This is a genomic window from Providencia sp. PROV119 (assembly GCF_028482435.1).
Classification (GTDB): Bacteria; Pseudomonadota; Gammaproteobacteria; order Enterobacterales; family Enterobacteriaceae; genus Providencia; species Providencia stuartii.
In genome coordinates, this window is the sequence record NZ_JAMPQL010000004.1 from 117999 (window position 1) to 143887 (window position 25889).

A 25889-nucleotide genomic window follows, 5' to 3' on the forward strand; every position below is an offset into this window, starting at 1 on the left:
AGTATTCCCCCTAATGATTAGGAGACTCCCATGAATCATCCATTAAAAAACGCACTGCCAATCGTTGCCGCCGCTTATGGCGAAAAGTTTGGTGTGAAGGTGCTTATTCAAGGACAAGATGCGTTTACCGATGGTGAGCGGATTGTGATCCCAACAGCAAACCCAGACGACCCACACTATCAACAGATAGCTTGGGGTTATCTGGCTCATGAAGCGGCGCATATTCGGCATACCAATTTTGACATGGTGAAGAAGGCGTCGTCTAAGCCGATCCGTAAGGCACTTCTCAATATTATTGAGGATGTGCGCATTGAAAACGAATTGGCAAAGGATTACCCCGGAACCCGGCGCAGTATTTCGCAAGTGATTGAGTACATGGTGGACACACAGCAAATGTGTGTACCTGAACAGCCTGAGCCTGCATCTAACTTGCAAGCCTGGTTGTTGTTTCGCTTGAGATGCCATTTTCTGGGCCAGAAAGCACTGACGCCTTTGTATCAAGCTGTTGATGAAAGGGTGAGACAACTCTTTCCTGCCGCAGCGATGAGCCGGTTAAGCGCCATGCTGACAGCAGTGCCTAGCCTGGCATCTACAGGTGAAGTGCTGAAACTTGTCGATGCCATCGTTGCCATGTTGGAAGAAGAATCTCGTCCACCACAGGATGAGTCGGATGCTGATAACGGTGATGACATTGGACAAGATGCGAGTAATGACAGCAATAGCAGTAGTGACAGTCAAACCCCGGAAACAGGTTCGTCTGCAACGGGGGATGCTGCTGAAACGGGAGATTCTGATAACTCTGATCAAGCTGACAATTTGCGACAAGCCTTAGAGGCCAGTGCCGCTCAGTTTGAATCCGATACCTTTGCACAAGTGGCAGAAGTGTTGTCGGAACAAGCTGAAGGACATCAGGGTGTCACTCCACTCAGTTTGCCCCAAGCAGAGCAGGCTATGTTGGGTGATGAGGCCATCTTGACCTTATCGGCGTCTGAGTCCGCTCAAATTCGAGCCCGACTTAGGGGCATGGTTCAGTCCAGTCAGGACAATCGGAATCATGCCAAAAGGCACGGTCTTCGAGTTGCAACCCATCGTCTTGCCGCTTCACAAGCCGGTGAGTCGAGATTGTTTATTCAAAGGCAACCTCGCATTGCGCCTAATGCTGCTGTGCACTTGCTGGTCGATATATCGGGTTCAATGGGTAAACCCATTGGCGAAGGTAATCGAAAGTACTTTCATGTTGCCAATGAAGCCGCTTTGGCTTTGGCCATGGCACTGGAAGGCATACCGGGTGTTGTACCTGCGGTCAGTTATTTTCCTGGTATTCATCAGGAAGTTTCTATCGCGTTATTGCCCAAGCAATCGGTTCGACATCGGGCCGCCTGTTTTGACCAAAAACCACGAGGTTGTACGCCTATGGCACAAGCGATGTGGTTTGCGGCAAACAGTTTGTTAGCGCAAAAACAGAAGCGAAAGCTAATGATAGTGCTAACCGATGGTGACCCAGATGATTGGGCTGCCACGCATGACATTGTTGACCGGTGCAGACGCAGTGGCTTTGAGCTGCTGGGGATCGGGATTCAAACACGCAGTGTTGAGAAATTCTTTCCTCAAAGCATCGTGATTAACGACGTCAAAGATCTGAAGCGTGAGTTATTCGAAGTAACACAACAACTGTTAATTCAGTAACCACATCAACTTTACCACCCTGCGGGGACGATTCCGTCCCCGTCTGGGCATGGGTTCGTCTCCGCTTTTTTTTGGGAGACTCCTATGAAAAACAAAAAGTTCTTAGCTGGCGAAGAAGCCGGTACTTACATCGTTCCTGAGCAAGTGACTGAAGCGGATATCTTAGATATGGCGCTCAAGCTTGCCCGTGGTCGATTGAGTAAAGGTCGAAAAATTGAACAGCCATCGTCGGCGTTCTCATACCTGCAAACACTGATGCACGAGTATGAGCACGAAGTCTTTGGCGTACTGTTTCTTGATACAAAGCATCGCGTTATTCGATTTGAAGAGCTGTTCAAAGGCACTTTAGATGCGGCGAGCGTGTATCCAAGGGAAGTAACAAAGCGAGCGCTAGAACTTAATGCAGCAGCAGTGATATTGGTTCATAACCATCCATCGGGTGATCCTGAGCCAAGTGAAGCTGATAAACGCATTACTCATCGACTCCGTGACGCCTTGTCACTTGTTGATATTCGAACGCTTGACCATGTTGTGGTCGCATCCGAGGGCTGCGTTTCGCTTGCCGAACGCGGTTATCTTTAATGAATGGGCGCATTGCCCATTCTCCTACATCACAAAAGCAGTCCCATCAACACACATCATCACAGCTCGAATTTCTATTTGAGTTTGATGATGCCCCAGTCACTTGGTCTGACACGGAAATCTGGCAGTTACGCGAAGGCATTCTATTGGATGCGATCCGAGTATTGCTGGACGGTCGTGTCAGCACTCGGTTGCGCAAGGATGTGTTGTCGTGGATTCAAAATGACGAAATAGCGCCATTTTGCTTTCGTGTTTGCTCAATGGCTGCGGTTGTCGATCCTGATGTGCTTCGTGATTCCATCATGTGGCTATTAAGACGACATGGTATCCAGCTTGACTAACGTTCCTGCATTAACCAAACGGCTCATTGCAGGACCCAAGCTGACTTTTACCTCCTGTGGTAGGAGTCGGCATTTTACTTAAGGAGGTTATATGGCGTTACCTTTACAAATTGACACAGTAAGGCCATATCTCAATGGCCAATGGCTTCAAGTCTTGGCGGCGTTGGTGCCAGAACTTGATGCTGCTATTGCTCGAAAAGGCCGTCATGTGGCTTGTCCTGTTCATGGCGGTCGTGATGGCTTTAGGCTGTTCAAAGATGCTGAATATACCGGTGGTGGCGTTTGTAATACCTGCGGTATCTTTCATGATGGCTTTGAACTGTTGTCTTGGATTAATGGATGGAACTTTGCTCAGTCTATTGAAGCAATCGGTCAAGTTCTAGGTATTCAACCCGGACAAGTACCAACTCGGGTAATACCGAGTAACGCTGTTGACTGGAAGACGAAAAGGCAGGAAGAGGACAAAGCGATTATCCATCGCTTGAATCAAACCTGGGGAGAAACGTTTTCTCTTGCAGATACTCGTGCGCAACCAGTTTGGAACTACATGCATCGTCGTGGCATTGTTACCCGGCTTCGTCCTGAATGGGATTCGGTGCTGAGGTTTCATCCAAACTTGCCTTACCATGATGAAGATGGCCTGTTTATCGATAGCTACCCAGCGCTGCTAGGTAAAATCGTTACTCAGCAAGGGCGTTCGGCCACGTTCCATCGGATCTACCTAAGTGAAGATGGATTCAAAGCGCCGGTTGAAAGGCCTAAAAAGATGATGCCGATACCAAGTGACAGAACAATCACAGGTGGTGCCATTCCGATTGGTGAGCCTGGTGAGGTACTAGGTGTTTCTGAAGGTATCGAAACGGCTTTAGCGGTTACCAGAGCAACGGGACAAACATGTTGGTCGGTTGTGAATGCAACCCTACTGGCTAGGTTTGAACCACCAAGTAATGTGAAAATGCTGTACATCTGGGCAGATCATGATCTCTCTGAGACCGGCCTGAATGCAGCGAATGAACTCAAGAAAAAAGCCTGGCAGAAAGGCATTCTGACACAAGTCTTGATCCCTCCGATACCAACGTCACTTGGCGTGAAAAGTTGGGATTGGAATGATGTGCTGAATGTTTACGGTGCCATGGGCTTTCCGAAAGTTCATATCTGATCCAAGGGGCTTCGGCCCCTTTTTTTACGCCTTGCATATTTGAAAAAACATGGAGAATGAAAAATAGAGAACCAATAGGAGAAACAAACATGATGGTATTAACCCTGTTAACAAAGCAGATTGATGGTGAATTTACGGTTTACTGGAAGACCGGCCTTCGAAGAGGTGGTGAGCTAAAGGTCGATTTAGGTGAGCAATACGACAAGCTACCTGAGCAGCAAAAGCCAATTGCAGCTGAGCTTTATGCGATTCATCACCTACTGTCAGTGAAAGAGGTGATGGGAAGTAACCGAAGCGGTCATGGGCTTCAAATCCGGGTCAGTAAAGGAGCTATCAAAAAGTTACAGAAACAACGCTCAACTCAGCATTCACTTTACAGCCTGACTAGGTTTTTGCTAACTCGATACCAGGAAGCACAGATCTCGGTAGAGAAGCAGGACGATTGGCTCTCACATTCCTTCGAAGAATACAGCGTCGATAATGCTACAGTGAGAGACATCGATGAGGTCATCAACGTTCCGAAAATTGGACCTGTCGTGGTGACTCGTCACGCGCTTGAAAGATTCGTGGAACGGCTTTCAGACGGCGTACCTAAGCATCCTTGGAAGGCTTTGTGCTCAAAGCTGCTATGTTCGGGGCTAACTAAAACTCAGTTGCCAGAAAACGTCGCTATCCAAAAAGCAAAAAAATATGCACAAGAGGCCGAGGTCTGGCAGCATGTGGGGAGCAATATGTACTTTGTTATGATTCCTGGTGGCTCAATTAAAACGTTGGTTACGGTTTTCGAAGTAAAGTGAGCTAATGTGTATTGGCGATACTTACTTAGGTGCCGATAGCAGACCTCAGCAACCTGGTACAACTCAATGATACCTTTTCCATTATCCTCTTTTATGAATTAAATCAGGAGTATCATTACTCCTAACCAAAGACATTCATTTTACTTAATCAGTACTATTTCGGTATAACGCTAATAACTCAGTGGGTAGTAAGAAGTTCAACAACAAATAACTCTAGGCACGATGAGTGCCCAAAATGTTTATCATTTAGAGCTGATGGTCGAAGAAATTAACTCGCGTAGCCAAATGCCTTTGTCTTCATTGTTTCGGCTGGAATGCCACAGCATGGCAATATCAAAATCCGCAACGGCGATCGGCGGCTTAACAGTAATGAGATCGTCCGAAAAGCCCTCCGCCAACGCCATTTTTTCTGGCACGATGGCAATTAGATCGCGCTTTTTCAATAAATGCCGAATGGTGAGAAAATTGCGCGAAGCCACGGTGACTTTACGCCTCAAGCCGTGTTCTGCGAGCTTTTGGTCTACTTGTGTCTTTAAGCTCCCATCGGGACTTACCAGAGCTTGCTCGATGTTAGCGAACGCTTCCAGAGACAGCTGTGTTTCCCCTTTCAATACCTGTTTATCACACATGCACACGTGTTTTTCGGTGTACAAGTACAAGCTCTCAAAGTTGTCATCTAACAACGGAATGCTGCCAATAATGACATCGAGCTTTTCCTGCTCTGTTAATGCCACGTAGTTGCTACGATTGACGTTAATAAAACTGATCTGCGCCTCTGGTGCGCGCTGACGTATTTCGTCATAAACCCGAGGCGCAAAGATAAACTCAGCATAATCCGTTAACCCAATGCGACATACACCCGCGTAATTTTCAGGTTGGAAGGCAGACTTAGTGAGCAAGTCTTTGGCGATAGAGTCCAGCAAGTTATGCACGGTTGGCGCGATGTGGTGAGCGTGCTCTGTGGGCTGCATCTTATGCCCTTTGCGCTCAAAAAGCGGGTCATCAAACAACAACCTCAAACGAGATAAACTATGGCTCATCGCCGACTGGCTAACGCAACTTTTCTCTGCCGCGACGCTAACGCTTCGATGGCGATACAGGTAGGAAAACGTCACCAACAAGTTCAAGTCAATGTTGCGCCACTGAATGTCCTCTTTCACTTCAACACCCTCATCCCATTTCATTCATAGATGAAATCAAAATCATCAATTTGAGTCATTTTATAGCATTCGATAAATTAGCAAAAATGCTTTTTAAATAAACAGGCTCGACATGTTCACTATCTTCAAGACTTTTTTCTGGCTGGGTTGGTTCAGCTTCGGCGGCCCAGCGGCTCATATTGGTTATTTTCGCCAAACCTTTGTTGAGAAACTGAAATGGCTTGATGACAGCGAGTACGCTCAAATTGTCGCGCTCAGTCAGTTTTTGCCGGGACCGGGATCAAGCCAAGTCGGCTTTGCATTGGGTTATAAGCGCGGCGGTTTAAGTGGTGCATGCGCAGCATTTGTCGGATTCACGCTTCCTTCGGTGATCATCATGTTGGCGCTAGCGATGGTGAGTAGCCAAATCACCGACACCGCAATGTTTCAAAACATCGTTCACGGGCTAAAACTACTAGCTGTCGTTGTCGTGGCGGATGCGACCTGGGGCATGTACAAAAACTTCTGTCAAAGCAAACTGACCGCTGGTTTGTGCGTCGCGACTGCGATTGCGTTGTTGGTGGCACCAAGCATCATGACGCAAATGTTCGTGTTGCTCGGAGCCGGTATTGTCGGTTTGCGATATCTGAGGAAAGGCTCCGTGCCATCAACCGAGCCGTTTAAACCGTCTATAGCGCCACTGGCTCTATTTGCGGTGCTTTTACTCGGCTTACCGTTAGTGGCTCATACGTTGCCTTTGCTTGGGCTGTTTAGTGATTTTTTCCAAGCTGGTAGCTTAGTGTTTGGTGGCGGTCATGTGGTGCTGCCGCTTCTGCAAAACATTGTTGGCGATCAGCTCAGCCCAGATGTATTTTTAACAGGCTACGCCGCTGCACAAGCTGTACCGGGGCCAATGTTCACCTTTGCAACTTTTATCGGTTATGAGCTTTCGGATACGCCAATTTTAGGTGCGCTGATCGCAACGCTTGGTGTATTCCTACCAGGTTTTCTTTTACTGCTTGGCGTACTTAAAAACTGGCAAGCACTGGCAAGCAAACCGTTGGTCTCCGGCGCCATCAACGGTGTAAACGCCTCGGTAGTAGGATTGCTACTCTCGGCACTTTACCAGCCAGTATTTAGCAGCGCAGTTGTTGCTCCCATCGACATGGCGTTAGTGATTGTAGGTTTCTATCTACACAAAAAGCTCAACCTTTCGGTGCTGTGGATGATCGTATTTTTTGTGGCGGCAGGCCTTGTCACGGGCATGATGTAGCCTCCTGATTAGCCAGCCATTGAATCCAGATAAACCATGGGCACTCAAATACGAGTGCCCTTGTTCTTAGATTAGATAGCGATAACGGAACAGACCCCGATTAAAAGAGCATCACAAAGGTAGGAGATTATTATCCCATATTTACACTGCATCCGGCTTTGTTGCTTAAATCGATGGAACTAAATCAAGAAGCTACGATCTGATCGGCTCCCCCCATCAATCGTCGTCATATATTTTGCTCATTAAAGTTAGCTGTTGTTACTGGTCAAAACAGCTAGTCAGAAACACACACGATTCCTTCATCTATCTGGCCAATCGCTCTTATGGGGATCTTTAGCATGTTAGCTCTATGAAATTTTCTGGAGCTGACAATGAGAACCCCTTTGTTACCTTGGTTTATCCTATGGGTGACCATCCCAATCATTATTTTATTTCTATTCATCTTGCCCGCCCATGCCAGTGATGGGCCATTCTATCAGCGTGGTCAGGAAGGCTGGTTTTGGTATCAGGTCATTCCTGAGCCAGCGGAGGCTGAAGAGCTTATTAAGCCGGAATCTGGTGCGGCAGAGTCGAGTCAGAGCGGGCTAAAGCCTTTCAGTGCTGCCTGGTTTCGTGAGCACATGCAGTCGTTCATGGACAAGGCAATTGATGAGCCGACGAATGAGAACGTCAGAGCCTATCTGTATCTCCAGCGCGTCATGATGGATAAGGGCTCACAGTTTGCTGATGTTAGTCAGCAGGTAGTCATGGGCGATCCAGTTTTGGATGAAATCAGTCGCAGACCCTTGGCTACCTATGCTGCCAATCGGATGGATCGAGAAGCTGGCGCTCAACGAGATATTGCTTTAGGTGAAGTAGCAAAACGGGCTGGCTTATTCTTCTTCTATCGTTCTGATTGCCCTTACTGCCATGCTCAAGCGCCTATCATCGAATCAATGGCTTTGAACTATGGTTTCGAGGTGTTTGCTATTGCAGTCGATGGCTTGCCTTTACCGGGTGGAGAGTTTCCTAATTACAAAGTCGATTCAGGACAAGCTCAATCCTTGTCCGTTACGACTGTCCCTGCCGTATTCTTAGTTGATCCGCCTAATGTCATCACTCCGATTGGCCAAGGCGCAATGAGCCTTGATGAGCTCAATAATCGAATTATTCTCGCAGCCCATCAAGCCGGTTGGATTGACGATCAAACTTACTATGCCACCAGACCTGTTCAGCCCGGCGTGTCACTCGCGATGTCAGCCCAAGAGCTTAACGAGAAGATATTACAGGACCCTGAGTTCCTTGTTCGCTATCTGCGTGCACAAGGAGGGTTATAACGATGAAAAAAGTATTACGAGTATCGCTAATCGTCTGTGCGATTGGTTTTTCGTCTATGAGCCAAGCAAGCTTGCAACAGGAGATGAACCAGTTATTTGGTTCAATGACCAACAGCACTGCGCCTGGTGTATTCGAGAGTCAGCGGCGTGGCGTTATATCTGGCGGAAGTGTTGTTGTTCGTAACAGGATCATGAACGAGAACCTCGTCTCTATGGTGCCTCCGTCATTCCAAGCCGGTTGTGGCGGCATTGATATGTTCGCTGGAAGTTTGTCATTTGTTAATGCAGATCAGTTTGTTCAATTACTTCGCTCTGTAGCGGCAAATGCCAAGGGATACGCATTCCAATTGGCGCTCAGTGCTATGTGTGAGAAATGTTCCCAGCACATGGAGACTCTGCAAAAGAAAATCCAGCAGTTGAACGAGTATTTTGGCAATTCCTGTCAAATGGCTCAGGGAGTCGTGAACGATACCCTGGCCGCCTTTGGTAAGAAGGGGCAAACAGAAGCCAGCATGTTGAGCTCACTTAAAGGGGCTGGAGACATTTTTACCAGTTGGAGTGAATCCAATGGTAAGAACCCTTACGAGAATGCTTCAAGTGTCGCGGCATCTGATGTGAACAAAACGATTAAAGGCAACTTGGTTTGGCGAGCACTGAAACGTCACTCTGCATCAAGCTGGTTTGCATCGGGGGATGACCGTTTTCTAGAAGCGGTTATGTCTGTGACGGGTTCGATCATTGTTGGTGATCTAGCTAATGCCGCTGATGGCCAAGGTAAAGCCCCAAAACTGACCAGGCTGAATGGCAATAAAGTGACTATTGAGCATCTAATTCACGGCGGTAACGTCGCTATGTACCGATGTGACACAGTGACGCAAGACGGTTGTCTGAACCCGACAATTACTAACGTGACTCTTACTGGGTTATCAACCCAGGTAGAAAATTTACTTCTAGGTACAGGTTCTAGTAACGGCATTATTTTTAAATTTGCTCGAAATACAGGGGCAGCTAGCACCACTGAAAAAGCTTTTATGACCTCGGCTCCTGCAAGCATTGGCGGCATGATTCGAACACTTTCTGCATTAAATGAAGGGGCTGCTAGGTCGTTTGCTTCAAGAGCTGCGCCATTTATTGCTGTTGAGATGGCCCAAGCATTGGTTGAAGACATGCTCAATGCAGCTAGAAGTACCTCCGGTGTGGAAGATCATGCCTATGCGAAGTTATTAACGGAAGACCTTGAACGTGCACGTCGCCAAATCAATGAGGAGTACGCTGCGTTGCAGCGAAGATACGGCTCAGAGCAAGAATTGCTGGCGCATTTTAACCAGGTGATTCAGACCATTCGCAAACAGCGTTATTACACCGTTAAATCTACGGCACTGGGGGAATAGGTCATGTGGGAGATCTATTCCATCGGGGATTCGGCATTTTTAGAGCAGGTCTTGAACGCTGTCGCGATGATTACTGGTACAGGCGACTTTACTTCAATGGTTCGCATTGGCTTGCTCATTGGGGTATTGATGGTCTCTGTTCAGGCCTTAATGCAAGGCGGTCGTGGCATTAACTTTCAACACGTTTTAGTCTCATGGTTAGTCTTTGCAACCATGTTTGGACCCAGTACCCGAGTGAGCATTGAGGATGCGTACACGGGACAAGTTCGAGTGGTTGATAATGTGCCCATCGGTGTTGCTGCCGCAGGCAGTACGATTTCAACTGTCGGCTTTCAAATCACGCGATTGTTTGAAACGGCGTTCTCAACTCCCGCCATGACGGAATACGGCTTTGCATCCAGTTTACAGTCACTGATTAAAGTGAGAAAACAGGTGATGGATCGCTCTGGGTTGGGTGATGCAAATCGTGTCGGCGGCTCGGACATCGAGCAATCGTGGTTTAACTACATCAAAGAGTGCACCTTGATTGGTATCGACATTGGCCAAAAGAACCTCGATCAGGTGCTGAGTGATCCTAACCCGATGACTGCGATTAGGTTTGATTCGCGCATTTATGGCACGCGCATCATGCTCAGTGGTAGCAGTAGAGATCTGGACTGCACCGATGCCTACAGCCAACTGAAACTCATGACAGAATCAACCTTCATTCCAAGGCTTAAACAGGTTCTGTCAGCCTCATTGGGGACTTCGTCAGCCACGGACACTGATGACGTGATCCGAAATGCACTGAATAACCTTGGTTTGGCTTCGGTTAACACCCAAGAGTACATGACCGCGTCGGTGCTTTTGCCTATTTATGAGCAAAGCGTGACGGGCAAGTATATGGATGATCAAGCTTTCACCGCAGCCGTTATGGTTAACCAAGCGATTGAGCAGCGCAATACGCAATGGGCGGCGGAGCAGACTCTGTTCCAAAGTATTGTTCGTCCGATGATGACGTTTTTTGAGGGATTCATTTACGCCATCACCCCTTTGATGGCCTTTGTGATAGCCCTTGGCCAAATCGGGATGCGAATGGCTGGGAAGTACTTGTTAATCCTGCTTTGGATTCAACTTTGGATGCCTGTCATGGCCATCATTAACCTGTATATTCATTTAACCGTTGCAGGGAAAATGTCGGCTCTTGATGCCTTTGCAGGTACAGAAGTGCCATCTTTTGCTGGGATGATGCAGATGGATTCAGTGCTGCAAACCTGGATAGCTACTGGCGGCATGTTGGCGTCGAGTGTTCCGGCAATTTCGCTCATGCTCGTGTATGGCTCAGCAATAACCGCTACCCACTTGGCTGGACGTCTTCAAAACGGTGATGCCATTGATGAAAAGCTGGCAAGTCCAGATGTCGCGAAAAATGCCCCGGTGATGCAATCACAGTCAATGTTCCAAAATTCAGCCCTCACGGGTTCTGCAATGACCGGCGCGTCAAACTTACTAAGCAGTTTCTCTGTCGGAAACGCAGTGGGTTCAATGGTCGGCTCTGCAAAAGAATCCATGACTCAGGCAACTCAAGCCTTTAGCCGTCAGGTTGGCAATACCATGAGTCGAACCTTTGGTGAAAAGCTAAGTTACGACAACCTTTCTTCGGTTGGACGTCAGATCGGTTCTTCTAATTCCGCATCTAGCGCCGTTGTTAATCAGGTCACTGATGACCTGCAAACACGGTATGGTTTCGGAGACGATAAAAAAGACGCTGTACGTGGCTTGGTATCGGGCGTGTTATCGGGAGGCCTAAGGGTCGGTGGAGATGGAACCATTACAAATACCGATGATAAAGAAGTAGCAGATAAAGGCTTCTTGGGAAGATTACTTGGTACAGGGGGGAATGACTCCCGACAAGGTAACTTGCCTGGAGTCGATAAGCCCGAATCCTCAAGAGTGCCAAAAATATCACGGTTACGAGCAGGCTTGGATTTAGGTGGAAACTTTAGTGGCCAAGTTGAGTCGTCAGAAGGCAGTTCTCGATCAACGACCGCAAATACACTCACTGGGGAAATGCAAAGCTTGGCATCGAGTGATTCACGACGTGCTGAGTATCGCGATGCAATGGTTAAGGACCTTTCAGATTCAAGACGTTCTGGCGTTGAAATGTCGTTGTCTAACCAAGACTATCAGTCACTTCAGAGTTCAGCACAAGACGTTATCACGGCATCAAACCGCTTTAGTGAGCTTGATCAGGCCAGCTACAGTCTATCAGGACAAAGGAACACGGATGGTTCGACGTTAACTCGATTAGCAGCGGATAATCCTGAAGTCATGGATTATTTAGGTCGCTATATGAACCAGCATGTTGAAGCAGGTAACCGATTACGTGAAAACCTTCCAATGTATCAGCGCTTGCTACCTGATGATAATCAGGCGTATGTGGCCGCAGCTATGGAGTCTTTAACCTATAGCAACTCCTCAACGCCCGCTGAACGAGACAATGATTATCAAGCAGCAATGACTGTTATGGCCATGGCTACCGGAGCCGATTTACGATCAATTCAACCGCGCTCTAATGAAGGCTTGTCATCAGCTGCACCTACTTTTGGTGGTGCTCAAAGCCAAGTTGAATCGGGGGTATTGGGCGGCTACGAGGATGCAGCAACAGTTCAAACTCAGTTCAACGCAGCTCAATCGGCTTACCAAACCAATCTGTCTGGTATAGATGGACAGTTGAATGCGCATCAGCAGCAAGCCCAACAGGCCGTAGCTACTGACACAAGTACCTATCAATCTGAACTAAACAGTGAAGCTGGATCTCAGTGGCGATCACGTATTATGGCTGATGATAGCGGAGTTTCTGGTGCTGAAATGTTCTTCAACAGCGCCAGTGCTATTGGTGATTTCAGTGGCAAGCATACTGATGCAGCTCTGCATACCCTGAATCACTTTGGCGAAGACTATGAGAGTTACAAAGAACAAGCGCTTGAAGATCCTGGCTCACGAGGTTTCTTGCACAACGCTACTGTGGCCAGCAAATCAACCTGGGATGGCTTAAAAGCCGCCGTTGATGCCGGAACCTCTTTGGAAAACCCATTGACGGCGTTTAATGATGCATACAGTGGATCGAGTTCGCAGTATGCCTCCGAAGTAAACTGGGGCACTAAGTCTGAAGCCATGTTGGCGGGGGCATTCGGTGCGGCAGTTAACAATCGATATGGTGAGTTTCTAGAGCAGTATGCTGATGATTTTAAACAGGAAGCATACAGCGAAGGGCAGAGAATGGGATTGACCCCGATTCAAAGTCAAGTTTTCGCTCAAGCTTTCAATGAAGGTTTGGCGGGGCGCGTTTTCAACTCTGAAGACTCATCGAGTTGGTCGCCTGAAATGCTTGGTCTAAGGGAGCAAATGCTAAATGAGTATCGTCAAAAGGATGAGAGTGGCGCTTACATCTCTGACAGTGTGTCTGATGAAGATAAAGCATTTGTGGATAAGCAGATTGCAGTGATCTCAAATGCATCCCTTGCGGGAGATTATGCTCAGAACAACTTGATCGATATTAGGGCATATAACCAGGCATCAGGAAATAAATAAAACAAGGAGTAGAAGCTCAAGGCTAACGAAGTTTTATGGCTTAATTACGTAGATAGGGATATATTTCTCCGTACTTAGATACGGAGAAATATAACACATGTACACAATTGGAAAATTAGCCGAACAAGCTAGTATCAATGTTGAGACTGTTCGTTATTACGAACGACGTGGTCTTATAGAAAAACCTGAAAAACCGCATCTAGGCTACCGACTTTATCCTTTGGCAACATTAAACCGAATAAAATTCATTAAACGTTCCCAAGATCTTGGGTTCACTTTGGAAGAAATCTCCAATTTACTCAGCCTTAATGACACTCCCTGTATAGAAGTGCAAGAAATGACTTTACACAAGCTTGCAAGTGTGAAAGCCAAAATAGCAGGTCTTCGCCGCTTAGAAACCGTTCTCACAGAATTATTGAATGAGTGTAATTCTAATACTAACCAATCCCACTGTCCCATTATTGATTCCCTACTTCCTGAAGATTAATAATGAGTCAAATTTTATCTTGACTCCGTAGTTGGGTACGGGGTTTAAGCTTGTTTTACTAAAGTACGATAAGTAGAGTGAGTTATGTCAAAAAGTAATCCCAACTTTCCAATCATCGGCGGTGTTATTGCCGCTATTGGCGCTGGTCTTTGCTGCGCTGGTCCTTTCGTCTTGTTGCTGCTAGGCGTGAGTGGCTCCTGGATTGGTAATTTAACCTTGTTAGAACCTTATCGTCCCATTTTTATCCTGCTGGTTTTAGCCTTATTTGGCTTCGCAGGCTGGAAGGTCTATCGCCCCGTCGAGGACTGTGAGCCAGGCACCGCCTGTGCAGTTCCTCAAGTGCGAAAACGTCGGCAGGTGATCTTTTGGTTAACGGCACTGACTGCGTTGGTTTTAGTCACCAGTAATTATTGGATTGTCTGGTTCGCCTGATGACGATTTCTAACCTTTTATTTTGATTAAATCTTTATGGCTTGCTCTTGGAGAAAATTATGAAAACACTCGCCCTAATGTCCCTGTTCGTACTGACCAGCCTGAACGCTTTAGCTGCCCCGAAAACAGTTACTTTGGAAGTCCCAACCATGAACTGTGTGACCTGTCCCTTTACCGTGGAAAAAGCCTTACAAAAAGTCGATGGCGTCAGTAAAGCCGAAGTGACCTTTAAGACCAAACTGGCGGTGGTCACCTTCGACGACGAAAAAACCACGGTAAAAGCACTGACCGAAGCCACCGCTAACGCGGGTTATCCGTCAACGCTCAAGGAGTAAAGCATAGAAATGCTAATACGGTTACTGACCCGGTTCGGCGATAAGATTAGCTCATTGGGCGCGCTGGTTTCTGCTATGGGATGCGCCATGTGTTTCCCGGCCATTGCCAGTCTGGGCGCTGCGGTAGGACTGGGTTTTCTCAGCCAATGGGAAGGTCTGTTTGTTAGCACGCTATTACCCCTGTTTGCCTGGATTGCCTTGGTACTCAACGGACTTGGCTGGTTCAGCCACCGGCAATGGCACCGTAGTGCGCTGGGTGTGGCCGGCCCCATTTTATTGCTGTTATCGCTCTATCCGTTTTTCCAGTACGGCTGGAGCAGCTATGTCTCCTATTCAGCATTAGGCCTGATGGTTGCCGTATCGCTTTGGGATATTTTTTCACCGGCGAATAAACGCTGTGATGATGACAGCTGTGCTGTTTAACATGACGCAATGCCTGACTACTATTTGAGGAAAACGAATGATCTTACTATCGATAGAAGGGATGACCTGTCCAAGTTGCGTCGCCCACGTTAAAGAAGCACTCGATGCGATCGAAGGCGTTAATAAGGTTGAAATATCTTATGAAAACGCCAGAGCAACGATCACCACGAACGGTGGGGTCAGCGTAACCGTTCTCATTGGAGCAATAGAAGCTCTCGGTTATATCGCAAAAGAATCCACTGGCACTGCAAAAGAAATTACTTCACCGAACGACTGCTGTGACAACGAAAATGCAAGCAACACTGAAAGCAACCAAACTCAACACGTGGCGATTATCGGTACGGGTTCCGGCGCTTTTGCCTGCGCTATTAAAGCCGCTGAAGGTGGTGCCAAGGTCACTCTTATTGAGGGAGCCGATGTGATTGGCGGCTGTTGCGTGAATGTCGGCTGCGTACCCTCAAAAATTCTAATCCGCGCCGCTCAATTGGCTCAGCAGCAACGCAATAATCCCTTTACCGGACTGGAAAATCATGCGCCCCAATTGAGTCGAGCCTTGTTGACTCAGCAGCAGACCGCTCGGGTCGAAGAGCTGCGCGCGGCAAAGTACCAGAATATTCTGGAGACAAATCCTGCGCTTAGTTTACTTAAAGGTTGGGCGCAATTTAAAAATGCCAACACCCTGATAGTCAGAAAAAATGATGGAACCGAGCAGGCAGTTCACGCCGATAAAATCCTGATCGCTACCGGCTCCACGCCAACCATTCCTCCTATTGATGGTTTAACTGAAACACCTTATTGGACCTCTACCGAAGCGCTGTTTGCTCAGGAATTGCCGCAGCACCTGGTCGTGATTGGTTCGTCGGTTGTAGCGCTGGAAATTGCCCAGGCTTATCGCCGTTTAGGCAGTGAAGTCACCATATTAGCAAGACATACATTGCTTTATCGGGAAGATCCCTTGCTCGGTGAAAAACTCACCGGATGTTTTGAAAAAGAAGGCATTCGAGTATTAAACAGTACGCAAGCTACCAAGGTGACCCACGATGGAAGCCAATTTACATTGGAAACTAACGCGGGCGATCTACGCTGCGATCGTTTGCTGGTAAGCACCGGGCGACACGCCAATACTTGCCAACTCAATCTGGGCGCGGTGGGTGTTACGACCAACAAAAAGGGCGAAATCGTTGTTAACGAACGCATGGAAACCAATGTTCCCGGTATTTACGCCGCCGGAGACTGCTGCAACATGCCGCAATTCGTCTATGTCGCCGCGGCCGCCGGTAGCCGTTCCGGCATCAACATGACGGGCGGATACGCCAAACTGGATCTATCCACCATGCCAGCAGTGATTTTTACCGATCCCCAGGTGGCAACTGTTGGGCTCACGGAAGAGCAAGCCAACGCACAAGACATTGAAACCGACAGTCGTGTATTGGAGATGGAGAACGTGCCGCGCGCACTGGCGAATTTCGAGACCGATGGTTTTATCAAATTGGTGACGGAAAAAGCCACTGGCCGCCTGATCGGGGCGCAGATTCTGGCGCATGAAGGTGGAGAACTGATCCAGAGTGCGGCGCTGGCGATCCGCAACCGTATGACGGTGACGGAATTAGCCGACCAGCTTTTCCCTTACCTGACTATGGTGGAGGGTTTGAAGCTCTGCGCCCAAACCTTTAACAAGGATGTCAAAGAACTGTCCTGTTGTGCTGGGTAACGAACTTGAGTTGATCCGTATTCATTGATGGAAATGGCATTTTTCATTCGTAGTACGAAAGTGCCAATCAATTTTTTGAGTATAAGTAAAAAAGCAGTCAATTTACTATGACCTTGTTTTTTTAGGGAGGATAGATGAGCGACCATCTGCAAATTCGTTTACCCAGTACCAATATTTTTTTTCGCTCAGGCTTAGTTCTCGACCGGTATCTTTCAGTTGTCTTTGAAATAAATGGATTAGTCCGCTTAAGCCTAAGAAGGCTAAACCTACACATAAAATTGTCCAACTCGCTTGCCAATATGCGATTGCTACAAGCATAGTGGTGATGGTTATAAGGCCGATAGGACTAGCAATTGCTTTGAATCCCAAGTAGCTGAAAAAAACGATGGTGCAAATCAGAAATGGCAAAGCCGCTAACTTGGCAGATGCCGTTAATATTTCTGAGGGAAAAAAATGAGCCGCAGCCAAAGTCGCCAGAAAAAGCCCCAGTGATATAAACCAGCAGCGTGCTGGTAAAGATTTAAGTAATTTTATCATCTTAGTACTCTCAAAGTGCACGGGCGGTGCACAATCAAATCATGCATCAGCATTTTAGTTCTCAAAAAGTGCTCTAGTGGTTTGCTCGGCCATAATCTCGCACACAGGACATTTAAGCTGAATGCGCTGTTGAGATACCGTCAAATACAGACTGCCGCATCGACACCGGTGTAAGGATGCTAGCTGTGATCTTAAATCACGAGCTAGAACCCAACCTTCATTGATGGTCAGTTTTTTCCAGGGGATCTCAGCTGGAAGATCTGCTTCTTTTCTTGCAACCAAATACGCATCGTAAGCCTTCATCAAAGCATCGATATTTAATTGCTTGTAGACATTATCACCACCAATATTGACATAAAGCGCCATAAGCAGGGAGCCTTCAACTAATGCTCTTCTGCTTTTGACGATGGCATCAGATTCTGGCAATTGACCAGGACAAGGTGACTTGCCAGTCACTTCTTTGTGGAGCCTTCTGATAATGTGGATTGGCAAACCTGTATCGAGCGCGATAATGGTTGTTCGAAATCCGTATTTAATAAGCAGCGAGGCTCGGGTAAACAGCTCACTTTTGGACAGGTTATCAATCATGCATCCCCCTTGTTGTTTAGGGTTGATAATAAATAAGCGATTCTTGGGATACCTGTGCCTTTGCTCTTCACCATCTCAATCAGTTGGCTTTGGTTACCCCTTGGTTGAAACAGCATGAATGATGAGGTCGCCACTCGTTGCAGGTCGTCAACACCAGCATTAATCAGAGCATCAACCACATCGCGTGTAAGTCCAAAGCGCAAGACAGCCTCTTGCGGATCAATGCGCGCCAATTCCCGTGCTGCGTGCAGGTACGCCAAGTTTAATTGATAGAAGTCTTGTTGATTGGTTGTCATTGACGGACCTCCAGTTCATGTAAAATATTGCGATAGATAGAAAGCACTCTTTGCCCATACCAGCGTGCACGCTCTTCGTTCCAACTGTGATAGCGGCCTATGCCAAGCTCTAAATCATTTGGTGAAGACTTGATTGCTTCGGCCAAAATACTGGAGCCGACCGTAAGGTTTGTGATGGGGTCTAGCAGTTCCGCTGCTGAGCTCACCCGATGCCCATGCCAATGCAAATTGATTTGCATAAGGCCAATATCGAGCTGATATTTTTCAGTCTCTTGCAGTGCTTGGTTTAACAGTTTCTCTGCTTCTGTCTTAGATTTGGCGTAGGTTGCGTTTGAACCATTGCGAATTGCGTATGGCCATGGACTGGTCATGTTGAGACCACGATGTGAGGCCGACTCAGCCAAGGCAACGGCGTAGAGCATGACTGGATCAATACCAACGCTTTGTGCTGCTTTTTCCCACTGATAGCCCGGAAACGCATAGACTGAAGTGCTTGCGGACATGGCTATCACTAGGGCAATGGTTTTTGATTTAATCGTTTTCATTTTTGTCCTCTAATTGATTTCCGAGAAGCGCCTGAATGGCTTTCGGGCTTATTCTTTTCAAAGGCACTGCGATAAAGTCGGTGATGCCTCTTGTATAAACTTGTGCTGCTTTTGACCAATCGCCCACGGCAACCGGCGCTTGCATATCAAATCCTTTTTGCTGGTTCTGATGGTCTGCAATACCTTGTAATAGCCTTGGGTATTCACCCACTTCGTCCCGCAACAAGTAAGCCTGGTAGCGTGTTAAAAACTCTTTTTGTTTAAAGGGGTATTCCCTGTCATCTACCTTGCAGAGTTCAACCCATCCCCCCATGTCTGAAATAACGCGGTGAATAAGCGCATCGTCAAACATCACGGATGTCCAAGCGCCAACCTGACGAACAGCCTTGTCAACTTTGTTCCAAGCAACCATGGCTCTTGAACCCGAGTTACCATCGATATGCTTGATGACGTCAGCGGGCTTTGGAAAAAATTGCCCAGTATCCGGTGATTGAATATGCCGAGTCAGACCGATTCGCACTTCTTCAATGCTATAAGCACGAAGGGCTTCAAATGCGATGGATAGCAATTGTGGTGATACGCTTTTGCCATACATGGCCCAAGCAGCTCCCCAAACTTCAGCAAACTCGCGTTTATCAACCTCCTGCACTTGAACGAACCTCCCGAATACCTGGTCCGGCCCAGCTTTCAGCAATGCGGCGATTGCTTTCTTCAATGTTCAACTGGTGATTGCTGCCCTTTAGGCTCGTCGATGATTGCTGTACTTCATCAATGCGAACGTACTCGTCTTCCCATTGGCGGTTTAAAAGCCAGTTATGTGGCATAGGGGTCTTAGTCCGATCTTGATACTGCAATCGGTTGTCTCGTTGCTCTTTCCAGCGTGTTAGCACTTCCAAGGCGAGTTCATGGTCTTCATTGAGGCCCATGCGTAGCCATTCTTCTTTGGCTTTCGCTTTTTTTTCTTTGCGTATTTGTACATCCCAGAAGTCTTCAAACTGTATGTAGTCAACAGTTTTAACTGTTGGTTTATTGCTTCTCTCAGAGTCATCCGACCGTTGAGAGTCCCTTACCGGGTTGCCATCAGGCATAAACAATGATGAAAATTCTTCTGGTAGCCGAGCTTGAAAAGCGGCAAGAGATTTCAAAAGCGATGCCATACCAATGAAGTCGGCAGGTACATCTTTAAGCAACCGAAAGGCTGCTTTACCTTGGTTCGGGTTTTCGATTGGGTTGTGCTTCAGAAAGCTCCGAATCAAAGTCCAACCGGATTCCTCGCAACGAATGAGGAACTGATCTTGTTCTAACTCCTTTAGAGCCTTGGCAACCTGTTGCTCATCCCAGTTCAAGTCAGAAGCAACGTAACCAATCGGCAGTCGAAAGCAGCCAAGCAAATTACAATGTGGGCATGTAAGCAAATACAGTCCTAGCAACTTCGCTGAGTCACTCCAGGACAAAACGTTTTGCTTTAGCCAAAAGCGGGTATAGACCTTGCCATAGTCACGCATGGAGGAACTCGCTTTTGTGTTTACGTAAAATGCTGACCATTATTTGCCCTTAATCCTACTGGTTACTGGCTTTCAGCTCGCTTGGGCATTCGGGATAGATGTCCGGTCTTAACTGAGATCGGGTTACCTGTCCTTGCGTAGCTTGTTCGATGGGTAAAACGAATTCAGCGGGAACACGCCCTGATTTATTCAACCAAAACCAGACGTTTTGCTGTTTTGAGTTGATGGCTCGTGCTAATGCTGATTGCCCGCCGACCAAGTCAATGGCACGGCGGAGATGTTTTTGTGTCGTGTTGAACACTTCCATACCGTCTCCTGTTACAATAATAACTGTTACAAGATTGAATGTTACAGTTTAAACTGTAGATTAGTCAACAGTTAAAATTGTTGAAAGGCTACAGTTTTATTTGTAGAATACAGGCTTATGAAAACTTTATCCGAACGACTAAACCATGCCTTGCAGCTTACTGGGGTGACTCAGTCTGAGTTGGCTCGTCGCATTGGTATCAAACAGCAGTCGATCAGCCAGATTTGCTCTGGTAAATCGGCTAGGTCTCGTTACACCATGCAGATCGCGGAGGCGCTTCGCGTGAATGCTCATTGGCTCGCCACAGGTGATGGCGAGATTGGCTTGGGAGTCGGTAATATAGAAGTCGGGCCTGACATTAAGGGAAGAATTCCTCTCATTAACTGGGTTCAGGCCGGTGATTGGACTGAAATAGCGGAGGGATTTGCCCATGAAGATGCTGAGGAGTGGCGTGAAGTCACTGGGAAAGCACATGAGGGTTGTTTCGCACTTCGCGTAAAAGGCGACAGTATGGAAAATCCAAGCGGAAAAAAATCCATACCTGAGGGGGCAGTGATCGTTGTTGATCCTGAGTTACCTTATTCTTCAGGTTCATTGGTTGTTGCGCGTTTGGATGATTCGAAAGAAGCAACCTTTAAGCAGTTAGTTATTGATGGTGAACAGAAGTACCTAAAACCTTTGAACCCGCAATACCCTGCAATACCGATCAACGGCAACTGCACCATCATCGGTGTAGTACGACAAGCTATCATCGATTTCTGGTAGCGAAGGAATTTGTGGTTTAGCCACAGTTGTTCATGAGCTGAAGAAGCAACGATTGCAAACAGCTACAACTGAGCATTGGCGCACGCTGAGAGTAAATGATAGCCGATTAGATAACCATTGATTGTTTATAAAGTCAAGATCAGCGAAAATAGCGGCCAATTACGATTAACACGACGGATTTGACAAGCGAAGAACTGAAAAGAGAGTACTTCCAAAAGTGTGTACAAATCCGTGTACAAACTAAAAGAATTTATACATGGCAAACCAAGATTTTCTCAATGAAATCAATAAGCGAAGGACCTTTGCTATCATCTCCCACCCTGACGCAGGTAAAACCACCATTACTGAAAAAGTATTGCTATTTGGGCAAGCGATTCAGCGTGCGGGAACGGTAAAAGGCCGCGGTTCAAATCAACACGCAAAATCAGACTGGATGGAGATGGAAAAGCAACGTGGTATCTCAATTACCACATCGGTGATGCAATTCCCTTATCATGATTGTTTAGTTAATTTGTTGGATACCCCGGGGCACGAAGACTTCTCTGAAGATACTTATCGTACTTTAACGGCGGTTGACTGCTGCTTGATGGTCATCGACTCCGGTAAAGGGGTTGAGGATAGAACTCGCAAATTGATGGAAGTCACTCGCTTGCGTGATACGCCGATTTTGACTTTTATGAATAAACTTGACCGTGATATTCGTGACCCAATGGAGTTAATGGACGAAGTTGAAAATGAGCTGAATATCGCATGTTGCCCAATTACGTGGCCCATTGGTTGCGGTAAGTTGTTCAAAGGGGTTTATCACTTATTACGTGATGAAACGATCCTTTATCAAACAGGCCAAGGTCATACAATCCAAGAAGTCCGTATTATTAAAGGGTTAGATAACCCTGATTTAGATAAAGAAGTCGGTGACGAATTAGCGGCTCAGCTACGTGATGAGTTGGAGTTGGTAAAAGGGGCCTCTCATGAGTTCGATCATGATGCTTTCCTTGAAGGCGAATTGACTCCGGTTTTCTTTGGTACTGCACTTGGTAACTTTGGTGTGGATCATATGTTAGATGGTTTAGTCCAGTGGGCGCCATCGCCTCAGCCACGTCAAACTGATGTGCGTGAAGTTGAAGCTACAGAAGAGAAATTTACCGGTTTCGTCTTCAAAATTCAGGCGAATATGGATCCAAAACACCGTGACCGTGTTGCTTTCATGCGTATTGTTTCAGGAACTTATGAAAAAGGTATGAAGCTGCGTCAGGTGCGTACGAAAAAAGATGTCGTCATCTCTGATGCGCTGACCTTTATGGCAGGTGATCGCTCTCATGTCGAAAATGCGTATGCGGGTGACATTATTGGTTTACATAACCACGGTACGATCCAAATTGGTGATACCTTCACACAAGGGGAAGATCTGAAATTTACGGGGATCCCTAACTTTGCACCTGAGCTGTTCCGTCGTATTCGTTTGCGCGACCCATTAAAGCAAAAACAATTGCTTAAAGGGTTGGTTCAGTTGTCAGAAGAAGGGGCTGTACAGGTTTTCCGTCCACTGACCAATAATGATTTGATTGTTGGTGCTGTGGGGGTGTTGCAGTTTGATGTCGTTGTATCTCGTTTGAAGAGTGAATATAACGTTGAAGCCATTTATGAAGCGGTTAACGTATCAACGGCACGTTGGGTTGAGTGTGATGACGCGAAGAAATTCGAAGAATTTAAGCGTAAGAACGAGCAGAACCTAGCACTTGATGGCGGCGATAATCTTTCTTATATCGCTCCAACCATGGTTAACCTAAACTTGACCAGTGAGCGTTATCCGGAAGTCAAATTCCGTAAAACCCGCGAACACTAATTTTATTTTCAGGCTAAGCCCACTACAGAAAGGCCTTTTTTGTAGTGGGTTTTCCCAAATTAACCATCCATTTTCGAATACTCTCCTGTTTTTTTATCTAAATATTGCAGATTACTCTGTCTTTTGCGTTTGAATACTTTATTTCAAGGGGCTTTTCCCATAGTCTATAGTTATCAATTGAAATAGCGACAGCGCTTAGGCATATGGCGTATGACGTCGATTATGGCGATACAGTGGGTATTTCAATACTTAAAACAGTAGTTGATAAGGAAGGTACCGATGAAACATTCAGCACTTTTACGTTCTTTAATTGTTATTGGGTTAAGTGGGACCTTATTTGCGTGTAGCTCATCGGCAAACTCCCCATTGAAAGAGCAAGCTGCTGAAACTTGGGATAGCGCAGTTAAAACAGCAGATATTGCAGGGAAAGATACCAGCGAAGCGATATCCAGTGGCGCGAAAAGTGTCGATAACTATATGGATGATTCCTCCATCACTGCTAAGGTCAAAAGTAAGCTGCTAACAACCAGTGGTATCGACAGTAATTCGATTTCGGTGAAGACAGTCAACGGCGTTGTTTACCTCTCTGGGTTTGTGAAATCGAATAACCAAGTCGATAAAATTGTTCAGGTTGTCTCGATGGTTGAAGGTGTAAAATCAGTACAAAATGGTTTAGTTGTGGCGAATTAATCGATAACGGCCAGCACAATAGCTCAAGTCAGCACATATTGGGTGAGTTGAGCGACTAAAATAATTTGCTCAAAGTTAAAAACTGAACCTCACTGAGAGGTTCAGTTTTTACATTGTTGATTCGTGACAATTTACTTTATGGGGCTGTGTTTATACATAGGCATCCTATCGCTATGTGTAGAAGGTTGTCAGGGGACGAAGATGGGAAAACATGTATCAGTAACACTTGGCAGTATTGAGCCTTTGGCTTTTTATGATGAGCTAAATAAAGGAAAAACAGCGCTTATCTGTGAAGGTGGAGGGCAACGCGGTATTTTTACGGCCGGTGTTTTGGATGAGTTTTTAAAAACAGGCTTTAACCCCTTTGATATCATGATTGGCACATCGGCGGGAGCACAAAATCTCTCTGCTTATATCTGTGGTCAATATGGCTATGCTAGGCGGGTGATCACGCGTTATACGACAAGCCCACTCTTTTTCAACCCACTGCGTTTTATTCGAGGGGGGCATTTAATCGATTTAGATTGGTTAGTGGAAAGCACCTCGAAAGAGTTTCCTCTGCATATCTCCTCTGGCATTGAGTTAATGGAGGCGGGGCGTGAGTTTTATATGGGGGCAAGCCGTAGCGATGATTTTGAAGCCGAATTTTTAAAGCCTAATGCGGATACATGGCTCGATATCATTCGGGCATCCAGTGCGATCCCCGGTTTTTATCGCATGGGGGTTGAGTTTGAAGGGACTTTGTATCACGATGGTGGGATCAGTGCGGCGATACCGGTTGAAGAGGCATATCGTCAGGGCGCTGACACGATTGTCGTCATCCGTACGGTGCCTTCACAAATGTACTTTACCCCTGAATGGGTCAAGAGAATGACTCGCTGGCTAGAAGGTGAAAAGTATGGTCTACAACGAATGGCAACCATGCTAAAAGTTCATCTGAAAAGTTATCGTCGTACTCAAGAGTTTATTGAAAATCCACCGGGTGATTTACAGATTTTTGAAATTTATCCACCGACACCGTTAAAAAGTAGTGCATTAGGAAGCCGCTTATCAGCACTTAATCAGGATTATCATGTCGGTCGTCGTTGTGGGCGCTATTTTATTGCCGCATTGGGTCACTGCTTTACAATGAATAATGATGCCGTCAATCGTTTTAGTTTTGAAAGTGCAGCCCATGAAGAGATGCAGATCCTCCAAGATTATGAAGAGGCGATATCTGATGCACAGCATGATGGTGAATTAGTCGCTCAACGTAAAGCGAAAAAAGCGACCGATACAGCACAAGCCATTATGACGGGCGCAATTGTGGCAGCCAATGAGGAGCCGGCGCAACAGATCAACGAGAAAAATGACTAACCGATTTATTGATACACATTGCCATTTTGATTTCCCACCTTTTATTGGTGATATCAATAAAAGCCTAGAGGCTGCTCAAGCGGCAGGGGTCACTGATATTATTATTCCTGCTGTCAGTGCCGATAATTTTGAGCGTGTTTGGGGGTTAGCACATGATCATCAACAACTGCATGCCGCTATCGGCTTGCACCCTTTGTATTTAAATGTTTTTCAAGAACACCACTTGGAAACATTGGCTGAATATCTCCATCAACATAGCCCAAAATGTGTTGCAGTAGGGGAAATCGGTCTTGATCTCTATATGCAAGAGCCGTTGTTTGATTTACAACAACGTGTCTTGATTGCACAGCTAAAATTGGCGAAGCAATATGATCGACCTGTTATTTTACATTCGCGAAAAAGCCATGACCAATTAGCGGCAATATTGCGCCGTTATCCTGTTCCTGCATGTGGGGTTATTCACGGGTTTGCGGGGAGCTTATCTCAGGCTCAAGCCTTTATTAAATTGGGTTATTCGATTGGAGTAGGGGGCACCATCACCTACGAACGAGCTAATAAAACTCGCCAAGCGATAGCTCAGTTACCTCTTACTTCACTGGTGTTTGAAACGGATGCACCAGATATGCCTGTCTCTGGTTTTCAAGGCGAACCCAATCGCCCTGAGCGCATTCAATGGATTTTTCAGTCGTTATGTGAACTACGCCACGAAAGTCCAGATGAAATTGCGCAGCAACTTTACATAAATAGCCTATCATTATTTAATCTGCTCAAATAAAGGCCATCAAAATTCACTTAAGTGAACAGTTGGT

General features: G+C 46.5%; 27 protein-coding genes. 19 read left to right on the top strand and 8 right to left on the bottom strand.

The window, feature by feature from the left end:
• The first annotated feature begins 30 nt into the window (after positions 1-30).
• The 5 genes from PSF11_RS06860 (at position 31) to PSF11_RS06880 (ending at position 4565) form a co-directional block, all read left to right on the top strand.
• Positions 31-1686, top strand: a complete 1656-nt coding sequence (locus PSF11_RS06860) for a VWA domain-containing protein (protein WP_067206266.1) — start codon at positions 31-33, stop codon at positions 1684-1686.
• 84 nt (positions 1687-1770) lie between these two features.
• Positions 1771-2268 (top strand): RadC family protein, encoded by a 498-nt coding sequence (gene radC / locus PSF11_RS06865; protein WP_000791199.1) that lies wholly within the window; start codon positions 1771-1773, stop codon positions 2266-2268.
• Positions 2268-2609, top strand: a complete 342-nt coding sequence (locus PSF11_RS06870; protein WP_015066588.1) for a hypothetical protein — start codon at positions 2268-2270, stop codon at positions 2607-2609. Before radC ends, PSF11_RS06870 begins: the two co-directional genes overlap by 1 nt.
• Before the next feature lie 91 nt (positions 2610-2700).
• Positions 2701-3768, top strand: coding sequence for a DUF7146 domain-containing protein (locus tag PSF11_RS06875; protein ID WP_015066589.1), 1068 nt, complete (start codon positions 2701-2703; stop codon positions 3766-3768).
• Between the two features lie 89 nt (positions 3769-3857).
• Positions 3858-4565, top strand: a complete 708-nt coding sequence (locus PSF11_RS06880; protein ID WP_111804986.1) for a hypothetical protein — start codon at positions 3858-3860, stop codon at positions 4563-4565.
• A 242-nt stretch (positions 4566-4807) separates the two neighbouring features.
• On the opposite strand, the gene PSF11_RS06885 is transcribed toward PSF11_RS06880, so the two are convergent.
• Positions 4808-5725: a LysR family transcriptional regulator gene (locus PSF11_RS06885; RefSeq protein ID WP_015066591.1), complete on the bottom strand. Its 918-nt coding sequence runs from the start codon at positions 5723-5725 to the stop codon at positions 4808-4810.
• Positions 5726-5837: 112 nt separating this feature from the next.
• Between PSF11_RS06885 and chrA the strand changes: the two genes are divergently transcribed.
• The 9 genes from chrA to merA all read left to right on the top strand — a co-directional run bounded on the left by chrA (position 5838) and on the right by merA (position 16645).
• On the top strand, positions 5838-6977 hold the full coding sequence (chrA, locus tag PSF11_RS06890) for a chromate efflux transporter (RefSeq protein WP_015066592.1): 1140 nt from the start codon (positions 5838-5840) through the stop codon (positions 6975-6977).
• A gap of 371 nt (positions 6978-7348) precedes the next feature.
• Complete coding sequence (locus PSF11_RS06895; RefSeq protein ID WP_111804985.1) at positions 7349-8293, top strand: thioredoxin family protein; 945 nt, start codon at positions 7349-7351, stop codon at positions 8291-8293.
• 2 nt (positions 8294-8295) lie between these two features.
• Positions 8296-9684 (top strand): conjugal transfer protein TraH, encoded by a 1389-nt coding sequence (locus tag PSF11_RS06900; RefSeq protein ID WP_102887296.1) that lies wholly within the window; start codon positions 8296-8298, stop codon positions 9682-9684.
• Positions 9685-9687: 3 nt separating this feature from the next.
• Complete coding sequence (locus PSF11_RS06905) at positions 9688-13257, top strand: conjugal transfer protein TraG N-terminal domain-containing protein (protein WP_102887297.1); 3570 nt, start codon at positions 9688-9690, stop codon at positions 13255-13257.
• 97 nt (positions 13258-13354) lie between these two features.
• Positions 13355-13744 carry an Hg(II)-responsive transcriptional regulator gene (merR, locus tag PSF11_RS06910; RefSeq protein ID WP_028867973.1) on the top strand — a complete coding sequence of 130 codons (390 nt, stop codon included), beginning with the start codon at positions 13355-13357 and terminating at the stop codon, positions 13742-13744.
• Positions 13745-13828: 84 nt separating this feature from the next.
• Entirely contained in the window at positions 13829-14176 is a 348-nt protein-coding gene (locus PSF11_RS06915; RefSeq protein WP_028867974.1) for a mercuric transporter MerT family protein, read from the top strand.
• A gap of 59 nt (positions 14177-14235) precedes the next feature.
• The gene (merP, locus tag PSF11_RS06920; protein WP_111804984.1) at positions 14236-14511 is read left to right on the top strand and encodes a mercury resistance system periplasmic binding protein MerP; all 276 of its coding nucleotides are present in this window, start codon (positions 14236-14238) and stop codon (positions 14509-14511) included.
• Positions 14512-14526: 15 nt separating this feature from the next.
• Entirely contained in the window at positions 14527-14934 is a 408-nt protein-coding gene (gene merC / locus PSF11_RS06925; RefSeq protein ID WP_235893709.1) for an organomercurial transporter MerC, read from the top strand.
• Positions 14935-14971: 37 nt separating this feature from the next.
• Complete coding sequence (gene merA / locus PSF11_RS06930; RefSeq protein ID WP_028867977.1) at positions 14972-16645, top strand: mercury(II) reductase; 1674 nt, start codon at positions 14972-14974, stop codon at positions 16643-16645.
• Positions 16646-16750: 105 nt separating this feature from the next.
• Here the strand turns inward: merA and eexR are convergent, their stop codons facing one another.
• From eexR to PSF11_RS06965, 7 genes are all read right to left on the bottom strand, one after another.
• Positions 16751-17182, bottom strand: a complete 432-nt coding sequence (gene eexR / locus PSF11_RS06935; RefSeq protein ID WP_111804982.1) for an entry exclusion protein EexR — start codon at positions 17180-17182, stop codon at positions 16751-16753.
• 54 nt (positions 17183-17236) lie between these two features.
• A complete protein-coding gene (locus PSF11_RS06940; RefSeq protein WP_000566755.1) occupies positions 17237-17770 on the bottom strand; it encodes a FlhC family transcriptional regulator in 534 nt (177 codons plus the stop codon).
• Positions 17767-18066, bottom strand: coding sequence for a flagellar transcriptional regulator FlhD (locus PSF11_RS06945; protein ID WP_000210563.1), 300 nt, complete (start codon positions 18064-18066; stop codon positions 17767-17769). The genes PSF11_RS06940 and PSF11_RS06945 overlap by 4 nt, the downstream gene beginning before the upstream one ends.
• A complete protein-coding gene (locus tag PSF11_RS06950) occupies positions 18063-18611 on the bottom strand; it encodes a lytic transglycosylase domain-containing protein (protein ID WP_004249402.1) in 549 nt (182 codons plus the stop codon). Before PSF11_RS06950 ends, PSF11_RS06945 begins: the two co-directional genes overlap by 4 nt.
• Positions 18598-19260, bottom strand: coding sequence for a DUF6475 domain-containing protein (locus PSF11_RS06955; RefSeq protein ID WP_004249403.1), 663 nt, complete (start codon positions 19258-19260; stop codon positions 18598-18600). The genes PSF11_RS06950 and PSF11_RS06955 overlap by 14 nt, the downstream gene beginning before the upstream one ends.
• A complete protein-coding gene (locus PSF11_RS06960) occupies positions 19247-19867 on the bottom strand; it encodes a hypothetical protein (protein WP_427111279.1) in 621 nt (206 codons plus the stop codon). The genes PSF11_RS06955 and PSF11_RS06960 overlap by 14 nt, the downstream gene beginning before the upstream one ends.
• Positions 19868-20171: 304 nt before the next feature.
• The gene (locus PSF11_RS06965; RefSeq protein WP_000451746.1) at positions 20172-20423 is read right to left on the bottom strand and encodes a helix-turn-helix domain-containing protein; all 252 of its coding nucleotides are present in this window, start codon (positions 20421-20423) and stop codon (positions 20172-20174) included.
• 117 nt (positions 20424-20540) lie between these two features.
• On the opposite strand from PSF11_RS06965, the gene PSF11_RS06970 reads away from it, so the two are divergent.
• From PSF11_RS06970 to PSF11_RS06990, 5 genes are all read left to right on the top strand, one after another.
• Positions 20541-21188, top strand: a complete 648-nt coding sequence (locus PSF11_RS06970; protein ID WP_111804981.1) for a LexA family protein — start codon at positions 20541-20543, stop codon at positions 21186-21188.
• 256 nt (positions 21189-21444) lie between these two features.
• The gene (gene prfC, locus PSF11_RS06975; RefSeq protein ID WP_040132808.1) at positions 21445-23034 is read left to right on the top strand and encodes a peptide chain release factor 3; all 1590 of its coding nucleotides are present in this window, start codon (positions 21445-21447) and stop codon (positions 23032-23034) included.
• Between the two features lie 279 nt (positions 23035-23313).
• Positions 23314-23724, top strand: a complete 411-nt coding sequence (locus tag PSF11_RS06980; RefSeq protein ID WP_004926633.1) for a BON domain-containing protein — start codon at positions 23314-23316, stop codon at positions 23722-23724.
• A gap of 201 nt (positions 23725-23925) precedes the next feature.
• Positions 23926-25080, top strand: a complete 1155-nt coding sequence (locus PSF11_RS06985; protein WP_014656831.1) for a patatin-like phospholipase family protein — start codon at positions 23926-23928, stop codon at positions 25078-25080.
• Positions 25073-25855 carry a metal-dependent hydrolase gene (locus PSF11_RS06990; protein WP_004926638.1) on the top strand — a complete coding sequence of 261 codons (783 nt, stop codon included), beginning with the start codon at positions 25073-25075 and terminating at the stop codon, positions 25853-25855. The genes PSF11_RS06985 and PSF11_RS06990 overlap by 8 nt, the downstream gene beginning before the upstream one ends.
• The last annotated feature ends 34 nt before the right edge of the window (positions 25856-25889 follow it).

What these genes read in the sequence shown, in the direction of transcription:
- PSF11_RS06860 (WP_067206266.1), top strand. Translation starts at nt 31, where the DNA reads ATGAATCATCCATTAAAAAACGCACTGCCAATCGTTGCCGCCGCTTAT.
- radC (WP_000791199.1), top strand. Translation starts at nt 1,771, where the DNA reads ATGAAAAACAAAAAGTTCTTAGCTGGCGAAGAAGCCGGTACTTACATC.
- PSF11_RS06870 (WP_015066588.1), top strand. Translation starts at nt 2,268, where the DNA reads ATGAATGGGCGCATTGCCCATTCTCCTACATCACAAAAGCAGTCCCAT.
- PSF11_RS06875 (WP_015066589.1), top strand. Translation starts at nt 2,701, where the DNA reads ATGGCGTTACCTTTACAAATTGACACAGTAAGGCCATATCTCAATGGC.
- PSF11_RS06880 (WP_111804986.1), top strand. Translation starts at nt 3,858, where the DNA reads ATGATGGTATTAACCCTGTTAACAAAGCAGATTGATGGTGAATTTACG.
- chrA (WP_015066592.1), top strand. Translation starts at nt 5,838, where the DNA reads ATGTTCACTATCTTCAAGACTTTTTTCTGGCTGGGTTGGTTCAGCTTC.
- PSF11_RS06895 (WP_111804985.1), top strand. Translation starts at nt 7,349, where the DNA reads ATGAGAACCCCTTTGTTACCTTGGTTTATCCTATGGGTGACCATCCCA.
- PSF11_RS06900 (WP_102887296.1), top strand. Translation starts at nt 8,296, where the DNA reads ATGAAAAAAGTATTACGAGTATCGCTAATCGTCTGTGCGATTGGTTTT.
- PSF11_RS06905 (WP_102887297.1), top strand. Translation starts at nt 9,688, where the DNA reads ATGTGGGAGATCTATTCCATCGGGGATTCGGCATTTTTAGAGCAGGTC.
- merR (WP_028867973.1), top strand. Translation starts at nt 13,355, where the DNA reads ATGTACACAATTGGAAAATTAGCCGAACAAGCTAGTATCAATGTTGAG.
- PSF11_RS06915 (WP_028867974.1), top strand. Translation starts at nt 13,829, where the DNA reads ATGTCAAAAAGTAATCCCAACTTTCCAATCATCGGCGGTGTTATTGCC.
- merP (WP_111804984.1), top strand. Translation starts at nt 14,236, where the DNA reads ATGAAAACACTCGCCCTAATGTCCCTGTTCGTACTGACCAGCCTGAAC.
- merA (WP_028867977.1), top strand. Translation starts at nt 14,972, where the DNA reads ATGATCTTACTATCGATAGAAGGGATGACCTGTCCAAGTTGCGTCGCC.
- eexR (WP_111804982.1), bottom strand. Translation starts at nt 17,182, where the DNA reads ATGATAAAATTACTTAAATCTTTACCAGCACGCTGCTGGTTTATATCA.
- PSF11_RS06940 (WP_000566755.1), bottom strand. Translation starts at nt 17,770, where the DNA reads ATGATTGATAACCTGTCCAAAAGTGAGCTGTTTACCCGAGCCTCGCTG.
- PSF11_RS06945 (WP_000210563.1), bottom strand. Translation starts at nt 18,066, where the DNA reads ATGACAACCAATCAACAAGACTTCTATCAATTAAACTTGGCGTACCTG.
- PSF11_RS06950 (WP_004249402.1), bottom strand. Translation starts at nt 18,611, where the DNA reads ATGAAAACGATTAAATCAAAAACCATTGCCCTAGTGATAGCCATGTCC.
- PSF11_RS06965 (WP_000451746.1), bottom strand. Translation starts at nt 20,423, where the DNA reads ATGGAAGTGTTCAACACGACACAAAAACATCTCCGCCGTGCCATTGAC.
- PSF11_RS06970 (WP_111804981.1), top strand. Translation starts at nt 20,541, where the DNA reads ATGAAAACTTTATCCGAACGACTAAACCATGCCTTGCAGCTTACTGGG.
- prfC (WP_040132808.1), top strand. Translation starts at nt 21,445, where the DNA reads ATGGCAAACCAAGATTTTCTCAATGAAATCAATAAGCGAAGGACCTTT.
- PSF11_RS06980 (WP_004926633.1), top strand. Translation starts at nt 23,314, where the DNA reads ATGAAACATTCAGCACTTTTACGTTCTTTAATTGTTATTGGGTTAAGT.
- PSF11_RS06985 (WP_014656831.1), top strand. Translation starts at nt 23,926, where the DNA reads ATGGGAAAACATGTATCAGTAACACTTGGCAGTATTGAGCCTTTGGCT.
- PSF11_RS06990 (WP_004926638.1), top strand. Translation starts at nt 25,073, where the DNA reads ATGACTAACCGATTTATTGATACACATTGCCATTTTGATTTCCCACCT.